Source organism: Spirochaetia bacterium 38H-sp, from assembly GCA_039023545.1.
GTDB lineage: Bacteria > Spirochaetota > Spirochaetia > Winmispirales > Winmispiraceae > Rarispira > Rarispira pelagica.
This window is the reverse complement of sequence record JBCHKQ010000002.1, coordinates 150,512-169,432: the sequence shown is the minus strand read 5'-3', so window position 1 is coordinate 169,432 and position 18,921 is coordinate 150,512. Positions and strand designations below refer to the sequence as shown.

The window sequence follows — 18,921 nt, the reverse complement described above, 5'->3', positions numbered from 1 at the left end:
ATGACCGGGGAGAGCTTTGAACGCTTTGCTGTCAAATATCAAAAGGGTGATATAATTTTTTGTGAATATGAGCCCGGAGAAACCTTTTATCTCATACAGGAAGGCAGAGTTCAGATAACCAAAATAATGGAAGACATAGAAAAAACAGTCGATATTCTGCAGCCTGGAGAGATATTTGGTGAGATGGCAATTCTGGAAAATGCTCCACGTTCTGCAAGTGCCATAGCACTGGATAATGTAAAACTGCTAGAATTCAATAAAGCTAATTTTCAGGTCTTGCTGGAGGGGAATCCTCAGATTGCTCTTAAACTTCTAAAAACCTTTGTAAAGAGAATATACGACCAGAAAAGGAGACTCATGAGCCTTACCATAGAGGATGAGGCTGCAAAGGTTGCAGATGTCTTTGTAATGCTTGCGGATACCAAGACACAGGAAGAAGAAGCTGGAGATTCTATGGTATTTGAAACAAGTATTGATGATATAGCCAATTGGGTAGGGATGAAGCCTGCGCGTTGTCAGGCCATACTCAACCAGTTTGCTACTCAGCACAGAATAACCCTAAAACAAAACAGCATAATAGTGCACAATATCAATGATTTCAGACGCTTTGTTTCTTCCAGAAGACCTGTGATAAAGAAATAATGCGCAAAGATAAAAAAAAGAAAAAAATAACTCATCTCTCCAGATACAAAGAGATAGTCTATCATCTTATAACTTATGGCTTTGATGAGGTTTTTGGCCTTCTATCTCCTGCAAAGCTTTTTTTTAAAAAAAGAAGAATAAAAAAGGGACAAAAAATTTTAAGAAGAGAAGAAAGGTTGCGTCTTTTATTGGAGGACCTAGGTCCTACTTTTATCAAGTTTGGCCAGATTTTGAGCAACAGGCCAGATATAATACCGCCTTCTCTTGCCGAAGAGCTTATAAAACTCAGAGATGATGTGGCTCCTTTTCCAGATAAAGAAGCTTTCGAGCTGTTGGAATCAGAGCTTGGCAAAAGGAAAGAAGAACTTTTTATAGAGATAGATAATAGTCCTGTTGCTTCCGCTTCTATTGCACAGGTATATCATGCAAGACTAATGTCTGGACAAAAAGTAGCCATAAAAATCCAGCGGCCTAACATAAGAGAGATAGTTGATATTGATTTGGACCTTATGCTGCATCTTGCAGGCGTAATAGAAAAGTTATTTTTAAAGGGAAATGTGGTTGTCACAGAGGTTTTGGAAGAGTTCTCACGACAACTGCATAAAGAATTGGATTTTACGGGAGAAGCAAGAAGAATAGAGCGTTTTTATCTGCAAAATAAGAATTCTGCCGGAATAACAGCTCCTGCTGTGTATAAGAATCTTTCTACAAGAAAAGTTCTTACAATGGAATATATAGAAGGGATAGATATCGAGAATATAGAATTGCTTAAGCAGTATGATATTGACCCTGTAAATATAGCAAGAATAGGAACGGATAACATACTCCAGCAAATATTTAAGCACGGTTATTTTCATGCGGATCCTCATTCTGGCAATATGAAAGTGCTTAAGAATGGCAATATATGTTTTCTTGATTTTGGGGCTATGGGAAATCTGGACAGAAGAATGCGTATTAACTTGGCACAACTCCTTCTTGGAGTTGCTGATCAGGATGCAGCCAAAGCAACCTATGGCTTGTTATCTCTTGCTTCAACGGTGGATATAAAGAACAGAGAAAAAATACAAGCAGAGATGTATGACCTCATAGAGGAATATGCTCAGCTCCCTCTTAGAGAGCTAAATGTCAGAGATATAATGCAGCGATTCTTAAACATAATAATAAATAATAATCTTCTATTTCCTCCTTCTCTCTATATGCTTATAAAGACACTTATCACTCTAGAGTCCTTGGGAAGAAAACTTGATCCTGATTTTGTCTTGATAGATTATATGCGGCCTCATGTTGAGGATTTTATAAAATATAATCTGAGACCTGCATCTGCAGTAAAGAACATACCCTTTATCATCTCCGAGGCTGTAGATGTCTTTAACCGTAGCGGATTTGAGCTACCTCAGCTTCTAGAGCGTCTTAAAAAAGGCAAGATAGAAGTTGACCTAAGCGATACTGACCTCAAAACTCTTTCTCATAAGATTGACCAATCCACGACACGTTTTTCTCTGAGCTTGATAATTTCTGCTGCTATAATAGGCTCGTCAATAATCATACAGTCTAAGATTCCTCCTTTAATAAACGGAGTCTCTCTTCTTGGAATCATAGGTCTTACTGTAACCGGAGTTTTAGGGATAGCTCTTATTGTGCATTTTATCCGTGCCAAATAAAAAAAGACCAGGTCTTTATATGCTACCTGGCCTTTTATACTAAGCCAGAAGTGGGACTTGAACCCACGACCCACGCTTTACGAGAGCGTTGCTCTACCGCTGAGCTATTCTGGCGAGTAAGAGCAGTATATTCAAAAAAAGTCTCAAAATCAATACGTATAAAAAAAACAAAACCCTCATAATACAAAAAATAACAATCAACCTCTCATCTATTGCGACGATAATAAAAACGTATGATTAGAGGGTATTATATAGGTGCAAGCGGTATGGCAAGCCAGCTTAACAAGATGGATGCCATAGCTAACAATCTTGCTAATGTTGATCTTACGGGATACAAAAGAGATACAGCTGTTTTCAAGGCTTTCCCTGAGCTCCTGATAAGGAGAATGGGAGATAAATACTATAAGTTTCCCATGGGCTCTGTTGATAACACTCCTGTGGTAGGAAAGCTGGGTACCGGTGTGGAAACCAATGAGGTGTACACAGTTTTTGAGCAGGGGCCGCTCAAGGAAACACAGGACCCATTTAATTTTGCGCTTGACGGACAGGGCTTTTTTACTGTCATGACCCCATATGGAGAGAGATACACCAGAAACGGTTCTTTCATACTGGGACCTGAGGGTATGCTGGTAACAAAAGAAGGATATCCTGTTATGGGGGAGAATGGTTTTATAAAAATAAAAGCAAACAATTTTATGGTCGACGAGGACGGCAGAATATTTGTAAATACAAAGTTTTCTGACCCCAACAGATTGGTATCTATGGAAGAAAACGAATGGGATCAGACAGAGCTTCTGGATAGGTTAAAGATAGTAAAAGTAAAGCGACCAAGATACCTTGCAAAACAGGGTGATTCTCTATGGAAAACAACAACAGAAAGCGGTGATGCTCAGCTTATGGAAGAAGGAAGACCTAAGATACGACAAGGCTTTCTTGAGGCATCCAATGTCAATCCTGTCACAGAGATGGTGCAGATGATAGAAGTAAACAGAGCTTATGAAGCAAACCAGAAGACAATAGAGACCCAGGACAGCCTTCTTGGTAGACTGATTAACGAAGCACTCAGAGTGTAGGAGGTATAGTTTATGATGAGATCTTTATGGACAGCAGCATCCGGAATGGTGGGACAACAATACCACATTGATACTGTTGCAAACAACCTTTCCAACGTAAACACGACTGGCTTTAAGAAAAACAGAGTGGATTTTGAGGATTTGATATATCAGACCGTAAGAATGGCGGGAACACCTGCAACAGAGGTAACTGTTGTTCCTACTCCTACGCAAGTAGGACATGGTGTCAGGGTAGCTGCAAGTGCAAAGCAGTTTACCCAGGGGGCATTGCAAAATACAGGCAATATAAGTGATATAGCTATACAGGGAGACGGTTTTTTCCGTGTTATGCTTTATGATGGAAGTTATGCCTATACTAGAGACGGTTCCTTTAAGATAGACAGCAATGGACAGTTTGTAACCTCTAACGGTTATAGGGTTATGCCTGATATAACCCTTCCGGAGGGGTTTATTCCCGATACTCTCTCTGTATCTCAGGATGGAAGAGTTACTGTAAAAGTTCCCGGACAGGATGATCCTATCGATGTGGCTCAAATACAACTGTATAGATTTGTAAACCCATCTGGACTGCAGGCTATAGGTGATAACATGTACAAGGTTACCAATGCATCAGGAGACCCTGTAGGAGGCAGACCTGGTTTTGATGGTATGGGCAAGGTTATGCATAAGTTTTTGGAGATGTCCAATGTCTCTGTTGTAAATGAGATGGTAGAAATGATAGTCGCACAGAGAGCCTATGAGCTCAACTCAAAAGCAGTACAGACATCGGATTCCATGCTTTCTACAGCAGTAAACCTCAAGAGATAGGAGTAAATCGTGATTCAGCTTACAGACCTGTATAAAATAACAGACACCAATATACCCAACCTTAATCCCAAAGAAGCTGATAAAGCAAGATTAAAAGAGGCTACACAGGAGTTTGAGGCTATTTTTATAAAGAAAATGCTTGATCAAATGAGAAAAACAGTCCACAGAAGTAATCTTATAGAAAGAAACATGGCTGAGGATGTTTTTGAAGACATGCTTTATGATGAATACGCAAGAAAAATGGCAAAAACCTCCAGCTTGGGGCTTGCTGATATGCTTTACAAGCAACTTTCAAGAATATAAATAGATAACTCTATAGATATTGTGGCAGCCATCTTATCCGGCTGCCTTTTTTATTGCTTTACTATAAAAATTTACTATATTTTGCCGGAAAACCTGTATTAAAAAGTATACAGTTTTTATTCTTAAAAAAAAACAATTTGGCCTAGAGAATTGTTGTTGTCTATTTTTTTATATGCAAATAAGTTATATCTTTGGAAAATGTTTTTATTGTTGGCATGCTTCTTGCTTGTTAATAGGCAAGGAGCGTGTTATGGATGCAAAAGAGAAAAAGAATAATTCTGCAATAGAAGAAACACTTTCTGCTTATCTTAGAGAGATAAAGAAAACGCCTCTCCTGTCAGCAGCGGAAGAAAAGGAACTGTCACGTCTTATAAGAAAGGGAGATAAAAATGCCAGAGAAAAACTTATAACTTCCAACCTGAGATTGGTTGTGAAAATTGCACTTCATTATACCGGACACGGCTTGCCTGTTATGGATCTTATACAGGAAGGCAATATCGGACTCATGAGGGCAGCGGAGAAGTTTGACTACAGAAGAAATGTGCGTTTTTCCACTTATGCTGCCTGGTGGATACGCCAGTCCATAAACAGGGCACTAATGAACAAAAAAAGAACCATACGGCTTCCCAACAGAAAAGAAGATACCATAAGGCGTATTAAAACTATAAGAATGGAGTTAAGGCAAAGGATTATGAGAGAACCTACTTGCGAGGAAATCGCAGAAAGAATGGATATGGACCCTTTTGAGGTTGCTGAGCTCTTGTCGCTGGGGCAGGAGATGGCTTCTCTGGATTCTGAGCTTTCCGACTCCAATGGAGTGCTTATGGATATTTGTGTCGGAGGAGATTCTCCTGAGGAAGAAATATGCAAAAAGGCTTTTAAAGAAGATACTATCAATCTGATAAAAGAGTCTCTTGATGAGAGAGAACAAAAGGTTTTGATTCACAGGTATTCGCTTGACGGAGGTCCTAGGGAAACGTTAAAAGGTATAAGCCTTGACTTGGGAATTTCTCCTGAGACGGTAAGACAGATAGAGCTTAGGGCAATAAAAAAGCTCAAGGAAAAAGCGGAAACAATTGGAGATTACATATATAACTGATTTTAAAGGATAAATGTTTTTTTTACCGAACGCAGAGGGACGCATAAAATATGCGTCCCTCTGCTGCCTCTGGCAGAAGCTTGTGAAGTGTTTGCTGACATCAGCTGTATATCTGCCGGAGGCAGGAGTGCCTGAGCTTTTCTTGATTTATTTTGCTTTATTGGCACAGGCACTCCGTTCGGTATTTTTTATTATTGTATGTGTTGTATGGATTTTGTTTACTGAGGTGTAAGTATTAGGCGCATTTTGCCGATAAAAAAACAATGAAAATCAGATATTATGTGATTGCGCTGTTATTTCTTATTGTCCTTGCTGCATTGCATGGCGATGATGCGCGCGCTTATGTGTATAATTCTGCAAATTGGCCGCTTTATCTTATGCAGGTTACGGATGAGTCCATTGTTGAGAAGATTGCTTCTTCTGACTCGGCTTTTCTGCATTCTTTTTTGGATGATAATTCTGATTCTCTTTCTTTGTTGGCTCCGGGAGGTTGGATGGAGCTTGATAAGAAAGATTCTGTTGTTGTGGGGTATTTTCTTGATAAACAAAGGTTTAGAGCTGTGCCTGTTGTGGCTGATATTTCTGCTTCTTCTGGCGGCTGGTTTTCTGTGGGGGATGAACACATGCTTGAGGAGCATGGCAGAGTAATTGAAATTCCGTTGTGGGCTCTCAATCTTCCGTCTGCGCCTGTTATGCCAGATTATGATTTTTCCGAGTGGAAACGTTATGTGCCTTCCATTACAGGCAGAGCTTTTGAGCGAATTATAAAGACTTCTGATAATGTGTCAGAGGATATTGAGCCTGAGGTGTCCCGTTATGCTGGTTATGATTTTCTGCCGGACTATGTGTGGCTGTTTAAAGATGGCTTATGGTATGCGGGGTTTGCAGACCTGGATTGCATAGAGGGAATGTCCGTATATGTCTATGGTTATGATTCTTCCGATAATGCCCTGTGGCTTTTGGAGCTTCCAGTACTGTCCCAAGGGGATAAGGGTAAGGGGTATGTTGTACAGTGGGATGATGGCAAACCTGTGCCTGTAGGTGTTTTTACTTATGCTAATAAAAATATTGAGGCACGATGGCAAATTGACGAGTCTTTGCTTAATGGGGTAAGTCGTGTTATCATAAGCGTCGCTATGTCGGATGGAAAGGGATATAGGGAAGAATTTATCATAGGTAGTTCTGCCTTATCTGAGCTTGAGGATACTGTATCATGGCGTTGAGTAAATTCTATTGTGAATATTGTCAGAAGGAAGTGAGGCCCAAGGATAGAGTATGTCCTCATTGTGGAAGATTCTTTACGGACGTTAAGTGCCCCCGTTGTGAATACACGGGGGATGTCAAGGAGTTTGTTAATGGCTGTCCGAGCTGTGGTTATCTTACAGCAGGGACAGATGATAAGAATACAGGACAGAGGGGTTTTTCCTTTTTTAAGGCAGACTCTCCACAGCATTCTGGAAAAAAAATAGATCTTGCGGATGAAAAAATTGCTTATTATTCCAGACCTGTTTTCTGGATAATTATGGGTTTTTTGGGGATTGGTTTTTTTGTCTTGCTTTATCTATATCTGACGTTGTGAGATAGTATGCAGAGGATGGGGCTTTTTTTAATAGTATTTTTTATTCTCGCTTTTTTGTGTTTCCCTCAAACCAGCAATGATTCCCTAGCTGTTATTGATTCTAAAGAGAATACTGCCTCGTCAGCGGATATTCCTACTGATTCAACAGCTTTGGATGATACAAAAAAGATGAGTCTGCAGCGTGGTTTCAGAGGGGTTTTTTTAGGGGATGATGTTGAGACAGTAAAGCAAAGGCTGCAAAAGGATACGCTTTTTTTCTATAGGGATTCTTTGGATGTCAGCATGAATCCCGAGAGAGACGATATAATCATAGAAACAAGCGCATGGAAATATATAAAGACAGCGCACTATCAGTTTTATAAAGGAAAGCTGGCTCTGATAGTGCTAGAACTTGATACAGATATTTTGGATTATTTTGGTATTTACAGGACCTTGACAAAGAAATATGGTGATGCTGCTAGTTTTAGCCCTTCTGTTGTAAAGTGGCAGGATGAGGATACTATTATTGTACTAGAGAAACCTCTTACAGTTAAATATATAGATAAAAAAACAGATGATGAGATAAGAGAAAACAAACAGATATTAAAAAGTACGGAGGATGTTGCACGTGATGCGTTTCTTGAAGAGTTTTAGCCTGTCTGTGTTTTTGCTCTTTATCGTTTCCTGTCTGCAGGAAGACGGATTGGCGGTGATAGATATGGGCAAGGTTAAAATAAAGGCAGAGGTGGCCGACACGTTGGAAGAACGTAGACATGGTCTTATGGGCAGAACAGAGCTTGCGGAGAACAGGGGAATGTTGTTTGTTTTTCCTGAAGTCACTCAACCCGCTTTTTGGATGAAAGATACTATTATCCCTCTCTCTCTTGCTTTTATAGATAACAACGGTGTTATAAGAGAAATATATGAGCTGGAACCTCTTTCGATAGAGCCGGTACGTTCCAATTATCCTGTATTATATGCACTTGAGGTGAACCGCGGTTTTTTTAAAAAACATGGTATAAAGCCCGGAGATAAGATTATAATTAAAATGTAATTAGAAAACCACATAGCAGGCAGCTTATCTTATTTACCATAACATTCTCACTCCAAGTCAAAAAGCTCAAGCTCTGCTTTTTTTCTTTCTGGTCCTGTTTCCGGTTTTGACGGGTCATTGAGCACTATCTCTATCTTTTTTTCTACCTGACCTAGCTCTTCTTCCAGTTCCTTTGCAAGTTTTATTCCTTCTTTATAATATTCTGTGGCTTTTTCCAGAGGAATATCTCCCTCTTTTAGCTCCTCTGCAATTTCTTCTAGCTTTTTAAGCCTCTCTTCAAAGCTTTTTTTCTGAGCCATCTGTAACCTCCTCTGTAATTGCAATAATATTACCTCTATAAAGCATTATATCAAGAATATTTCCTTTTTCTGTCTCACTTGCCATTCTTAGTATTTTACCTGTCTTTTTGTCTCGTACGATAGCATAGCCACGCTTTAATATGGCATCGGGACTGCTGGCAGAAAGCCCCGCACTTGCTATTTGCAGTCTATGCCGTATATCCTTGAGTCTGTTGTCCATAGAGCTTATAAGCTGGTTTTTAAGTTCATCAAGTTTTTGGGCAAGCGGAGCAGTGTACAGAGTAAAATACCTCTTAAGATTATCAGGATTTAGTACGGAAAGCCTAATCCTATATTCTTTGATTCTGCTATACATCGCATTCTCTATTGCAGAACGCGCGTTGGCAATCCTTGTTATAAGCTCCTCTCTGTTGGCACTGACCTGTTCGGCTGCAGCAGAAGGCGTAGGAGCCCTGAGATCCGCAGCAAAATCGCTCAAAGCATAATCAATCTCATGTCCAACTGCAGAAATTACAGGAGTCTTGCACTCAGCAATTGCCCTTACCACAACCTCCTCGGAAAAAGGCAGCAAGTCCTCAAGAGAACCACCGCCCCTGCCAACTATAATAACATCGCCCAGCCTCCACGCATCAGCACGCCTTATCTGCTCTGCAATAACAGGTGCCGCATGCTCACCTTGGACAGGAGCCGGAACGACAATAATCTTTATAGCCGCATTACGCCTGGAAAGCACATTGATAATATCCCGTATCGCAGCCCCTGTAGGTGACGTCACAACCGCAATCGTCTTTGGAACAAGCGGGATAGGTTTCTTACGCGAAGAATCAAAAAGCCCCTCTTCTGCAAGCCTTCTTTTGCGCTCTTCTATAATCCTGAGAATGTCCCCCCTGCCGCTGAGTTCCATCTCCTCTGCAATAATCTGGTAACTACCCCTTGCAGGATAAACACTTATTGCACCCCGCACTACAACCTTCTGCCCATCCTCAGGACTAAAACCAAGATTGCGCAATCTGGAAGAAAACATAACCACATTGATAAGAGCAGAATTATCCTTAAGACTCAGATACAAATGACCAGAACTGGATGGCCTGCAATTGGAAATCTCGCCCTCCACACACACATAAGGAAAAGAATCCTCAAGGTAAGACTTGATAAGAGTGGTAAGCTCAGAAACAGAAAGCGTCTTTTGCGGCAAACTCATTGCCATAGATTATACTTTTTCTTACATAACTGCAACAATATTCTGTAACAAAGAAACAAAAGCCATTTTGCATAAACCTGTAATTAAACCTAACGCGCATAGGCTCCCAGAGCTCGCCATGCGCTGCCTTTGGCGCAAGAAAAGCCTGTAAAAATACAAAATCATACCGAAAGTATAATTCTAAAATACAGGAAGTAGGTAAAATGTAGCTATATCAATATATCTAGAAGTAAAGTATGAAAATAAAACAACATTATTTATGTCAGCAACACTTCTCTTATTGCTTATTACAGACTGTCTGCCCCATTCGTCACCGATACAGAGGAAAAAGGTCTGCACTGGATAGCAGAAGAACACATGGGTGTTGATATGTTGGGGATAAGCATTTCCTGTAATTATACCTACACATATAACATCAACATGTAATGGCCTGTCTATATAGTTGATATATGCAACCCTGCTAATCCTAAGAAAACAGCCGGTTGTGATATTGATTTCCCTGTATTCATAGCATTATCCGATAATTAGGCTTACATAACAACGCTTTCAAAGAGATATTGTCATGGTTATTAATGTCAGTAACTCGGAAAACCCTGTAAAACATCGAAATTGGATATAAATCTTTTTCCTCCTCAATGTGCCGGCAGATTATAACTTACGAGAATTATGCATATGTCGCCACAACAAATTCTATTGTTGAAATCTATAAAAATTATGCAATAAGTATTGATATTGACTATAATATTAATTTTTTTAATATCAGTAATCCCTCCCATTCGATAAAATACTCGGGAATAGACCATATTGTTATCTGTTAAATGCTACCGTCCTGGAGATTATATATAAAGTGTAGAGAAAGGTACTATGGAAGTCGGTGACATAGCACTTATGATTGCAGAATTTTAAATCTATCTGTTATCAATATTGGCTGGCTCATTGGCGAGTAAACCGAGCCAGCCTCTCTATATGAATAAACCTTATTTCCTTGTTTTTTGAGAAGCGAGCATGGCAATACTTGCCGTAAGCATGAGAGCACACAGCGTGTATACTATAAACCCCTTCTCAAGCCCAAGACTGTCAGAAATGGCAGACATAATAAAGGGAAAAACAAAGGCACCTATACCCCCTCCTGTTGTAGCAAAACCTATGGCGTCACCCTTTTTGTCGGGCATCAGGCTGCTTACAAGAAGCAAAGTCGTCGGAAAGATGATAGCAGCACCTGTACCCCCCAGAAAGGCCAGAAAAAACAGAAGAGCAGCAGAAGCAGAAGGATTGATGTTTCCCAGTATAGCAAACATAGCTATGCTTGCGGAAAATACTAGAGAAGAAATAATGAGAGCTTTTTTCCTATTATCTATGCGCAGAAAAAATGGAGAAAAAATTCTTCCTAGAAGCAGCCCTGTCCAGAACATAGAAACCAAAAATGGTGCGATAGCTATATCTACCTTAAAGACCTCTCTTCCGTATTCTGCTATCCAGTTAGAAAGTCCCAGTTCTGCCCCTACATAGAGAAGCAGTGTAAAGAATCCGAGCCAATATACAGGATTGGAAAAACTGGTCTTCTTTATTTTGCTTTCTCTCTCTTGTTGGGGTATTGGCAGTTTTTTTCTTATTGCAATTACAGCCGGAGTGATTGCTGCAAAAGATACAGCCATAATCATGTATATATTTTTCCATGAGTATGAGGAGCTTATCAGCTTGCTTACAATAACAGGTCCCCCAATTGCTCCCACGGCAAAAGAAGCGTGCATAAGGTTGAGAGCTTTACCTGAGCCATCCTTTTCTAGGTCAAGAATAGCAAGATTACCTGCAATCTCAACAGCGGCAAACCCTGCAGACATAATAACATTTAGAAGCAGGTTGGGCAGAATAAGCGGAGTCCTTGCAAAAAAAGCAAGACTTGCTATTATGCTGGCAAAACCGGCAAAGAAAAGAGTGCTTACTCTAACCGTGTGGGATATTTTCCCTATAAGAAAAGTAAACACAAAAAAACTTATAGAACCTGCGGCAATAACTATACCATTCTCCAGATATGACCAGCCAAAGTCCTTCTTGAGACTGGGAATCGTTGCACCGAAAAGGGTAAGTGCCATTCCCAGAAATATAAAGCTCAAAAAAGTTGTCCAGAAGACCGGTGATTTAAGTATTTTTCTCATTTCTTCAATATATAAAAAAAGCTGCAAAACAAAAAGCATTTTTACTGTTGATTCTATTTTGGTAATAGCTTGCCATGTTAGTTTTTATACCGAACGCAGCGCCGCATTGATATGCGGCACTGCTGCATCCTGCAGGAGAAAAATAATAAAAAACTTATTTTCTTTATTTTTATATGCCGAAGGCAGGCCTTGCCTAGCTTTTACTCATGTTTTTCATCAAGCGGGCAGGCAAGGCCGTTCGGTATGTTTTATAATTGTTTTACATATGTGTAATTTTTTTGTATTATTTATGTTATGATTGACATTGTATTGTCATATTTGGTATCCTTGATTGACAACTTATTGCTGGACTGCGGGAGTCGAGCTTCTCGACTCCTTTTTTGTACTTGGAGGTTTTATGCTTACTAGGAGGATTTTTAGTCCTCACGAACAGAAGCTTTTTGACTCTTTTTATAAGATTTTACAGGGTAAGAAGGTAGATATTGTGGAGCTTTCCTGTAAAGCTAAAAAGGGTTCCTATCATATAGAGCTTGTTATTAGTGCGGAAAACCTTACAGTTGATAAGTGTGCGGATATTACCAGATTGTTAAGGCCTGTGGCCGAGGTCGTGCTTGATACGCCCGATGTTTCTATGGATGTTATGTCTCCGGGGATAAACCGCAAACTGCGGTCTCTGGATGAGTTTTATATTTTTATCAACAGAGGTATCCGTGTCTTCACAGAAGATGGTAATTGGATATCCGGTGTGCTTACTTCTGTCACGGATGAGAGTATCAGAATAGAAAAAAAAGGTAGTTCTTTTGACGTGCCTGTTGCTGGTATTCTTAAGGCAAAATTAGATTATCTTGAGGAGGCTTAGGCTTTTATGGCTATAGATCTTTCCGAAGCTATGCAGTCGCTTATGCATGAGCGCGGTTTGTCCGAGGAGCTTGTAAAGAAGACTGTAGAGGATTTTCTCATTGCAGCTTATAAAAAACATTTTGGTACCGCGGAAAATGTTATTGTAGAGTTTTCTGATGATGGTTATCAGGTTTCTTTGTTTTCCAAAAAAATTGTTGTTGATGACGATGATTTTGATGATGATGTTACACAAATTCCTCTCACTGAGGCAAAGGAGCTTACTGCGGAGGCAGAAGCTGGGGATGAGATTATTCTTGAGATAGATCCCAAGACTTTTGACCGTGGGTCTGTTCAGGTTGCTAAGCAGAGAGCACAACAGGAAATAAAAGATATACAGAGAGATACTCTTTACTCAGAGTTTAAGGATAAGGTCGGTGAGGTAATTATAGGTTATTATCAAAGAGAGAGTAATGGTAATATCTATGTTGACCTTGGTAAGACAGAAGGAATTCTCCCCAAGAAGTATCAATCTCCGCGTGAGGTATATAAAGCCAATGACAAGATACGTGCTCTTGTATATGAGGTAAACAAGAGGTCTTCTGGACTTCAGATCGTGCTGTCCAGGACTCATCCTGAATTTATAAAGAAGATTCTTGAGGCAGAGGTTCCTGAGATCTATGATAAGACTGTTGAGATATATAAGATAGTAAGAGAACCTGGTTACAGAACCAAGATTGCGGTTTTCTCGCGTAAAGAAGGTGTTGATCCGGTGGGAGCATGTGTTGGGGTTAAGGGCAGCAGAATACAGGCACTTGTCAATGAACTTGAGGGTGAGAGAGTTGATGTTATAAGGTATAGTCCTGATCCTGTTGTTTTTATCAAGGAAGCTCTTTCTCCGGCACAGGTAGAAAGAGTTATTGTTATTGACAAGGATAAAAAACATGCTGTTGCCATTGTTAAAGATAATCAGCTTTCTTTGGCAATAGGTAAACAGGGGCTAAATGTAAGGCTTGCCAATCGTCTTCTTGACTGGATAATAGATGTCAATACTGTGGAACAGGCACAGGAGAACGGTATTCTTTCCGGTGCCATAGAAGCTATGGAGGCTGTTTTCTCTAACACCGAGGAGGAGACAGAAGAAATAACAAGGATAGATGAACTACCGGGCTTTCCGCCAGAGCTTGTCAGGTTGTTAGAGGACAATAATATTGTAGAGATAGAAGAACTTGTTTACAGATTTACAGAGGGAGAGCTTGCTTCTCTTGACGGAATGACAGATGAATATATGCAGATTATAGAAAAGGTTCTTGAAGATAGTGTTGAGATTATCGAGGAAGAACCTGATAATGAAGAGAGCGAGAATGCTCCGGAAGTCGAGGCAGATGAGGAGTATTTTTGTCCGGAATGTTCTGCTCCTATATCAACAGATATGGCAGAGTGTCCCAATTGCGGAGTAGAACTTATTTTTGCAGAGGAAGAAATAGAAGAAGAGGAGTAGAGTTTATATTATGGCAAATGAGAAAGATACCAAGTCAAGTTTTGTCGGTATAATAAAGCATAGCGATGTGGAAAAGCCGGCTAAGACTGATGAGTCAGATACAAATACAGGCGCTTCTGAGAAAAAGCCAAAGAAAAAAGTAGTTGTAGTAAAAAAGGCTGTAAAGAAGAAGCAAAAGCCGGATATATCCTCTAAAGAAGAAAAAGAAGAAGTAAAAACTTCTTCAGTGGTAGAACAGAAAAATACGACCCCTGATACTGTAAAAAAAGAAACACAGAAAAATAAAAATGTTTCTGATAGAAAAGTAGACAAGCCATCTGGGAACGCTAATGATAACAGAAGACCTTTTAGAAGAGGTCAGGGGAGCGGAGGTCAAAGCAGCGGGAGAAGGCCGTATTCCAATAGGGGTGGTGCTCAGGGACAAGGTAGAGGTCCACGACAAGAGCAGGACAAAAACCAGGGGGGGGCTGATAATCAGAGAGCTGGTTCTGGAAGCAAATACAGATTCAAAAGACCTAAGCCATCTGTTGCTCCACCGCCACAGCAGGATGCATCCAAAATCCGCCAGGTAAAAGATAAAAAGAAAGAATATTATAAAAAGGATAAAGAGCAGGAACAGGAGGAAAAGCTCCTTGCGCTTGCGCGTAAGAAGAAAAAAATAGAAACAAATCCCGTTCCTAAGGAGATAGATATAACAGAAGCTATAACGGTTTCCGAGCTTGCAAGAAAGATGAATCTTAAAGCTTCTTCTCTTATAACCAAGCTTATGTCTATGGGTATGATGGTGACGATAAATCAGCAGATAGATGCTGATACCGCCACTATTCTTGCAGAAGAGTTTGGCTGTAAAGTAAATGTTGTTTCTCTTTATGATGAGACTGTGATAGAGAAAGAACAGGACTCCGAGGATTCGTTGAGAGGACGTGCTCCTGTTGTTACTATAATGGGACATGTTGATCATGGTAAGACAAAACTTTTGGATGCCATAAGATCTGCCAATGTTGCAGAAGGTGAGTTTGGCGGTATTACTCAGCATATAGGTGCTTATCAGGTTAATCTTCCCCAAGGTAAGATAACCTTTCTTGATACGCCTGGACATGAGGCTTTTACATTGATGAGGGCCCGTGGTGCTCAGGTTACTGATATAGTCGTTCTTGTTGTCGCGGCAAATGATGGTGTTATGCCACAGACGGTAGAAGCCATAAACCATGCCAAGGAAGCAAAGGTTCCAATTATCGTAGCTATCAACAAGATAGACCTGCCTGAGGCAAACCCTGACAGGGTAAAACAGCAGCTCTCCGATTATGGGCTGCTTCCTGAGGATTGGGGTGGTAGTACTCTGTTTTGCGAAGTTTCCGCTCTCAAAAGAAAGGGTATAAATGAACTTTTAGAAACTATTCTCCTACAGGCAGAACTGCTTGAGCTAAAAACCAATTATGATTGTAGAGCAGAAGGAAGGGTTCTGGAGTCAAAAATAGACCATGGAAGAGGTTCTGTAGCGACAGTTCTTGTACAAAGAGGTACTCTCAAAATTGGAGATCCTTTTGTAGCAGGTGTTTATTCCGGTAAGGTGAGAGCCATGTTTGATGATCATGGCAAAAGGGTTGATAAAGCAGAACCTTCTACACCTGTGGAGATTTTAGGCTGTGATGGTGTGCCTGAGGCCGGTGATCCTTTTCAGGTCACAGAAAACGAGAAATTAGCAAGGCAGGTTTCTGTCAAAAGGCAGGAGCTCAAGAAGCTGGAAGAGTCCAAAAATGTCAAGAAGATTACTCTTGATAATCTTTATGACAGCATACAGGACGGAGAAATCCTTGAGCTCAAGGTTATAATAAAAGCAGATGTTCATGGATCTGCAGAGGCTATAAAAACAGCTTTGGAAAAACTCTCGACCAGAGAAATAAGACTTTCGGCTATACATGCTGCAGCAGGAGCTGTTAATGAAAGCGATGTAAGGCTTGCTTCTGCTTCCAATGCAATAATAATTGCTTTTAACGTAAGACCTACAAATCAGGCCTCAGTACTTGCAGAAAAAGAGAAAGTTGAGATTAGAAAATATAATATTATCTATGATGTTGTTGATGATATTAAAGCGGCTATGGAGGGTATGTTATCTCCTGATATTAAGGAAGAGGTAATAGGTCTTGTGGAGGTAAGAGATACTTTTAAAGTTCCCAAAATAGGTACGATAGCAGGTTGTTTTGTTCTCAATGGTAAAATAAAAAGAAAGTCTGAGGTGAATATCATAAGAGACGGAGTTGTGATTCATACTACAAGGGTTTCATCGCTTAAGAGATTTAAAGATGATGTAAGAGAAGTTGATGCCGGCTATGAGTGTGGTATAGGCTTAGAAGGTTTTAACGATATCAAGGTTGGGGACCAGTTTGAAGTTATTGAGAAAAAGGAAGTTGCCAAGACCTTATCAGAGGAAAAAGAATGACACAAGAAAGACTGGATAAATTGAGTGCTTTTATCCTGGAGCAGCTTTCTTCTATGATTGTGATGGGTGAGTTAAAGGATCCTAGGATTGGCTCTTTTTTAACAGTAAGTCATGTAAAACTGGCGAGAGATTTTTCTCTTGCCAGAGTTTTTATCTCCGGGTTTTCGGATGATGTGGATGTTGATAAAGCAGTTGCAGCTTTAAACAATGCTGCAGGCTATATCCGTTCTGTCTTTGCAAAAAAACTTAAAACCAGAGTTGTGCCTAAGTTTGTGTTCCAGAAGGATATGTCCATAGAAGAAGGTCTGGAGATTACAAAAAAAATAGAAGAGCTTTTTAAAAATAAAGATAGTAATACATAATATGAACGGTTTTCTCATAGTCGATAAGCCATCTGGTTTTACTTCCAACGATATTATAATAGGAATAAAAAAAAAGCTTGGTTTGAAAAAAGAAAAATTGGGACACACAGGCACACTAGACAAGTTTGCTACAGGAATATTGCTTCTTCTGGTAGGTAAGTTTACAAAACTCTCTTCTGTTTTTAATACTTTTCCCAAGTCTTATACGGCAAAAATAAGATTGGGGCTTGAGACTGATACCCTTGATCCCTCAGGTGAAGTCGTTTCAGAAGAGCCTGTTCCTTCCCGAGAGAGCTTTACAAATGCCATAAAGAATTTTATTGGAGAAATATTGCAGACTCCTCCTGTGTATTCTGCAGTAAAAATAAACGGAAAAAGAGCATCGGATAGACACAGAAATGGAGAAGCTTTTGTTATACCTTCTAGAAAGATAAATATATATTCTATGGAACTGCTCACATGGAATCCTCCTTATGCTGAGGTTAAGGTACTGTGTTCCTCTGGAACGTATATTAGAGCATTGGCAAGAGATATTGCAAAATCAGCCCACTCCTGTTCTTATGTAGAGGAACTTAGAAGAGAATCTATAGGGCCTATAACTATTGATACTGCTGTAAGTTTTGACTCGATACAAAAAGATAATATTCTTGATATCAATTCTTTTTTGGAGATATATCCAGATATATTCAAAAAATGTTATATAAAAGAAGATAACAGGTATAAAATAAAAAACGGGATGATAAAAATAGAGATGCTGGAGACTCCTCATATAAAAGATGGGGTATATGCTATCTTTTCAAGAGATGAAGAGTTATTATCTTTTGTAGATTATAAAGATGACAGGTTTTTATTCTTATGCAATATGTAAAAGATTGGTACGAGTTTTGTAGTACTAAAAATAATTATAATGGTGAAGGGACTGCCTTAACAATAGGAGTTTTTGATGGTGTTCATAGAGGGCATACTGCGTTGCTGGAAGCTATAAAGAGAACCGCCCTTAGAACAGTTGTGGTAACTTTTGATAAAAACCCAGAGGAGCTTTTATTTAAGCATAAAAGAAACAGAATAAATACTCTTAGGCAAAAATACAACTACTTAAAATCAAAAAACATAGATGATATAATCGTTATTGACTTTTCTCATGAATTTAGTAAAATCAGAGGAGATGTTTTTATACGCACACTTATAGATAAATTAAACATAAAGCATCTGTGTCTTGGACAGGACTTTAGATGTGGCTATAATCTGGATACTGATATAGATACAATTTCCGGATTATTTTATAATGTAGTAAATATAGAGATAGTGGAGGATGTTAGATATAAAGATAATAAAATAAGCAGTTCTTTGATACGGAAAGAGATAGAAAAAGGCAATTTATTATTAGTCAATGAGTTACTAGGAAGAGAGTATTGCTTTGATTTTTACGGCATTGAACCTGATTCGTTTGAAGAATATATAGTATTCCCTGTGGAGAAGATAGTGCAGGTCATGCCTCCCAAAGGAAAATATTATGTAGATATTACACATAATATGTGTGATTTTTATCCTTCCATGATGAGGATAGAAGAAAAAGGTGTTTTTTTTGATAAAAAAAACATACAAGATACCTCGATAGCTGAGGTTAGAATCAAATATACATTATAAGGAGAAAATTAATGGCTTTTACAAAAGAAAAGAAAAAAGAGATTATAGAAAAGTTTGGTGGTTCTGAGAAGAATACTGGCCAGGCTGAGGTACAGGTAGCTCTTCTGACGGAGAGAATCAATCACCTTACCGAACATCTAAAAACTCACAAAAAGGACCACAGCACAAGAAGAGGGCTTCTTAAGCTTGTAGGTCAGAGAAGATCTCTTCTCAAGTATATAGAGAGGAAGGATATAGAGAGATATAGGACACTTATTAACTCTCTCGGATTAAGGAAATAA

Annotated in this window: 20 protein-coding genes and 1 tRNA gene; 17 read left to right on the top strand and 4 right to left on the bottom strand. The window is 39.4% G+C overall.

Going from position 1 to position 18,921, the window contains the following annotated elements; all coding sequences use genetic code 11:
* Positions 1–642: a Crp/Fnr family transcriptional regulator gene (locus WKV44_04650; protein MEM5947828.1), complete on the top strand. Its 642-nt coding sequence runs from the start codon at positions 1–3 to the stop codon at positions 640–642.
* Entirely contained in the window at positions 642–2,303 is a 1,662-nt protein-coding gene (locus tag WKV44_04645; GenBank protein MEM5947827.1) for an AarF/UbiB family protein, read from the top strand. Before WKV44_04650 ends, WKV44_04645 begins: the two co-directional genes overlap by 1 nt.
* 42 nt (positions 2,304–2,345) lie before the next feature.
* Here the strand turns inward: WKV44_04645 and WKV44_04640 are convergent.
* Positions 2,346–2,417: transfer RNA gene (locus WKV44_04640), tRNA-Thr, on the bottom strand.
* Between the two features lie 119 nt (positions 2,418–2,536).
* Between WKV44_04640 and WKV44_04635 the strand changes: the two genes are divergently transcribed.
* The 8 genes from WKV44_04635 to WKV44_04600 all read left to right on the top strand — a co-directional run bounded on the left by WKV44_04635 (position 2,537) and on the right by WKV44_04600 (position 8,197).
* Entirely contained in the window at positions 2,537–3,376 is an 840-nt protein-coding gene (locus WKV44_04635; GenBank protein ID MEM5947826.1) for a flagellar hook-basal body protein, read from the top strand.
* Positions 3,377–3,388: 12 nt separating this feature from the next.
* Positions 3,389–4,183, top strand: coding sequence for a flagellar basal-body rod protein FlgG (gene flgG, locus WKV44_04630; GenBank protein ID MEM5947825.1), 795 nt, complete (start codon positions 3,389–3,391; stop codon positions 4,181–4,183).
* A gap of 9 nt (positions 4,184–4,192) precedes the next feature.
* Positions 4,193–4,486: a rod-binding protein gene (locus tag WKV44_04625; GenBank protein ID MEM5947824.1), complete on the top strand. Its 294-nt coding sequence runs from the start codon at positions 4,193–4,195 to the stop codon at positions 4,484–4,486.
* A 250-nt stretch (positions 4,487–4,736) separates the two neighbouring features.
* Complete coding sequence (locus tag WKV44_04620) at positions 4,737–5,585, top strand: RNA polymerase sigma factor RpoD/SigA (GenBank protein ID MEM5947823.1); 849 nt, start codon at positions 4,737–4,739, stop codon at positions 5,583–5,585.
* A gap of 263 nt (positions 5,586–5,848) precedes the next feature.
* On the top strand, positions 5,849–6,808 hold the full coding sequence (locus tag WKV44_04615; GenBank protein MEM5947822.1) for a hypothetical protein: 960 nt from the start codon (positions 5,849–5,851) through the stop codon (positions 6,806–6,808).
* Positions 6,799–7,164 carry a zinc ribbon domain-containing protein gene (locus tag WKV44_04610; protein MEM5947821.1) on the top strand — a complete coding sequence of 122 codons (366 nt, stop codon included), beginning with the start codon at positions 6,799–6,801 and terminating at the stop codon, positions 7,162–7,164. The genes WKV44_04615 and WKV44_04610 overlap by 10 nt, the downstream gene beginning before the upstream one ends.
* Before the next feature lie 15 nt (positions 7,165–7,179).
* Entirely contained in the window at positions 7,180–7,797 is a 618-nt protein-coding gene (locus tag WKV44_04605) for a hypothetical protein (protein ID MEM5947820.1), read from the top strand.
* Positions 7,775–8,197 carry a DUF192 domain-containing protein gene (locus WKV44_04600; GenBank protein ID MEM5947819.1) on the top strand — a complete coding sequence of 141 codons (423 nt, stop codon included), beginning with the start codon at positions 7,775–7,777 and terminating at the stop codon, positions 8,195–8,197. The genes WKV44_04605 and WKV44_04600 overlap by 23 nt, the downstream gene beginning before the upstream one ends.
* A gap of 47 nt (positions 8,198–8,244) precedes the next feature.
* On the opposite strand, the gene xseB is transcribed toward WKV44_04600, so the two are convergent.
* From xseB to WKV44_04585, 3 genes are all read right to left on the bottom strand, one after another.
* A complete protein-coding gene (xseB, locus tag WKV44_04595) occupies positions 8,245–8,496 on the bottom strand; it encodes an exodeoxyribonuclease VII small subunit (GenBank protein MEM5947818.1) in 252 nt (83 codons plus the stop codon).
* On the bottom strand, positions 8,474–9,697 hold the full coding sequence (xseA, locus tag WKV44_04590) for an exodeoxyribonuclease VII large subunit (protein MEM5947817.1): 1,224 nt from the start codon (positions 9,695–9,697) through the stop codon (positions 8,474–8,476). The genes xseB and xseA overlap by 23 nt, the downstream gene beginning before the upstream one ends.
* A gap of 977 nt (positions 9,698–10,674) precedes the next feature.
* Complete coding sequence (locus WKV44_04585) at positions 10,675–11,853, bottom strand: MFS transporter (protein ID MEM5947816.1); 1,179 nt, start codon at positions 11,851–11,853, stop codon at positions 10,675–10,677.
* A gap of 397 nt (positions 11,854–12,250) precedes the next feature.
* Between WKV44_04585 and WKV44_04580 the strand changes: the two genes are divergently transcribed.
* From WKV44_04580 to rpsO, 7 genes are read left to right on the top strand one after another with little or no spacing between them, the layout of a single operon-like run.
* A complete protein-coding gene (locus tag WKV44_04580; GenBank protein MEM5947815.1) occupies positions 12,251–12,712 on the top strand; it encodes a hypothetical protein in 462 nt (153 codons plus the stop codon).
* Positions 12,713–12,718: 6 nt separating this feature from the next.
* Positions 12,719–14,191 (top strand): transcription termination factor NusA, encoded by a 1,473-nt coding sequence (gene nusA, locus WKV44_04575; protein MEM5947814.1) that lies wholly within the window; start codon positions 12,719–12,721, stop codon positions 14,189–14,191.
* A gap of 10 nt (positions 14,192–14,201) precedes the next feature.
* On the top strand, positions 14,202–16,631 hold the full coding sequence (infB, locus tag WKV44_04570) for a translation initiation factor IF-2 (protein ID MEM5947813.1): 2,430 nt from the start codon (positions 14,202–14,204) through the stop codon (positions 16,629–16,631).
* On the top strand, positions 16,628–16,993 hold the full coding sequence (rbfA, locus tag WKV44_04565) for a 30S ribosome-binding factor RbfA (GenBank protein MEM5947812.1): 366 nt from the start codon (positions 16,628–16,630) through the stop codon (positions 16,991–16,993). Before infB ends, rbfA begins: the two co-directional genes overlap by 4 nt.
* Before the next feature lies 1 nt (position 16,994).
* On the top strand, positions 16,995–17,861 hold the full coding sequence (gene truB, locus WKV44_04560) for a tRNA pseudouridine(55) synthase TruB (protein MEM5947811.1): 867 nt from the start codon (positions 16,995–16,997) through the stop codon (positions 17,859–17,861).
* The gene (locus WKV44_04555; protein ID MEM5947810.1) at positions 17,849–18,640 is read left to right on the top strand and encodes an FAD synthetase family protein; all 792 of its coding nucleotides are present in this window, start codon (positions 17,849–17,851) and stop codon (positions 18,638–18,640) included. The genes truB and WKV44_04555 overlap by 13 nt, the downstream gene beginning before the upstream one ends.
* An 11-nt stretch (positions 18,641–18,651) precedes the next feature.
* The gene (gene rpsO, locus WKV44_04550; protein ID MEM5947809.1) at positions 18,652–18,921 is read left to right on the top strand and encodes a 30S ribosomal protein S15; all 270 of its coding nucleotides are present in this window, start codon (positions 18,652–18,654) and stop codon (positions 18,919–18,921) included.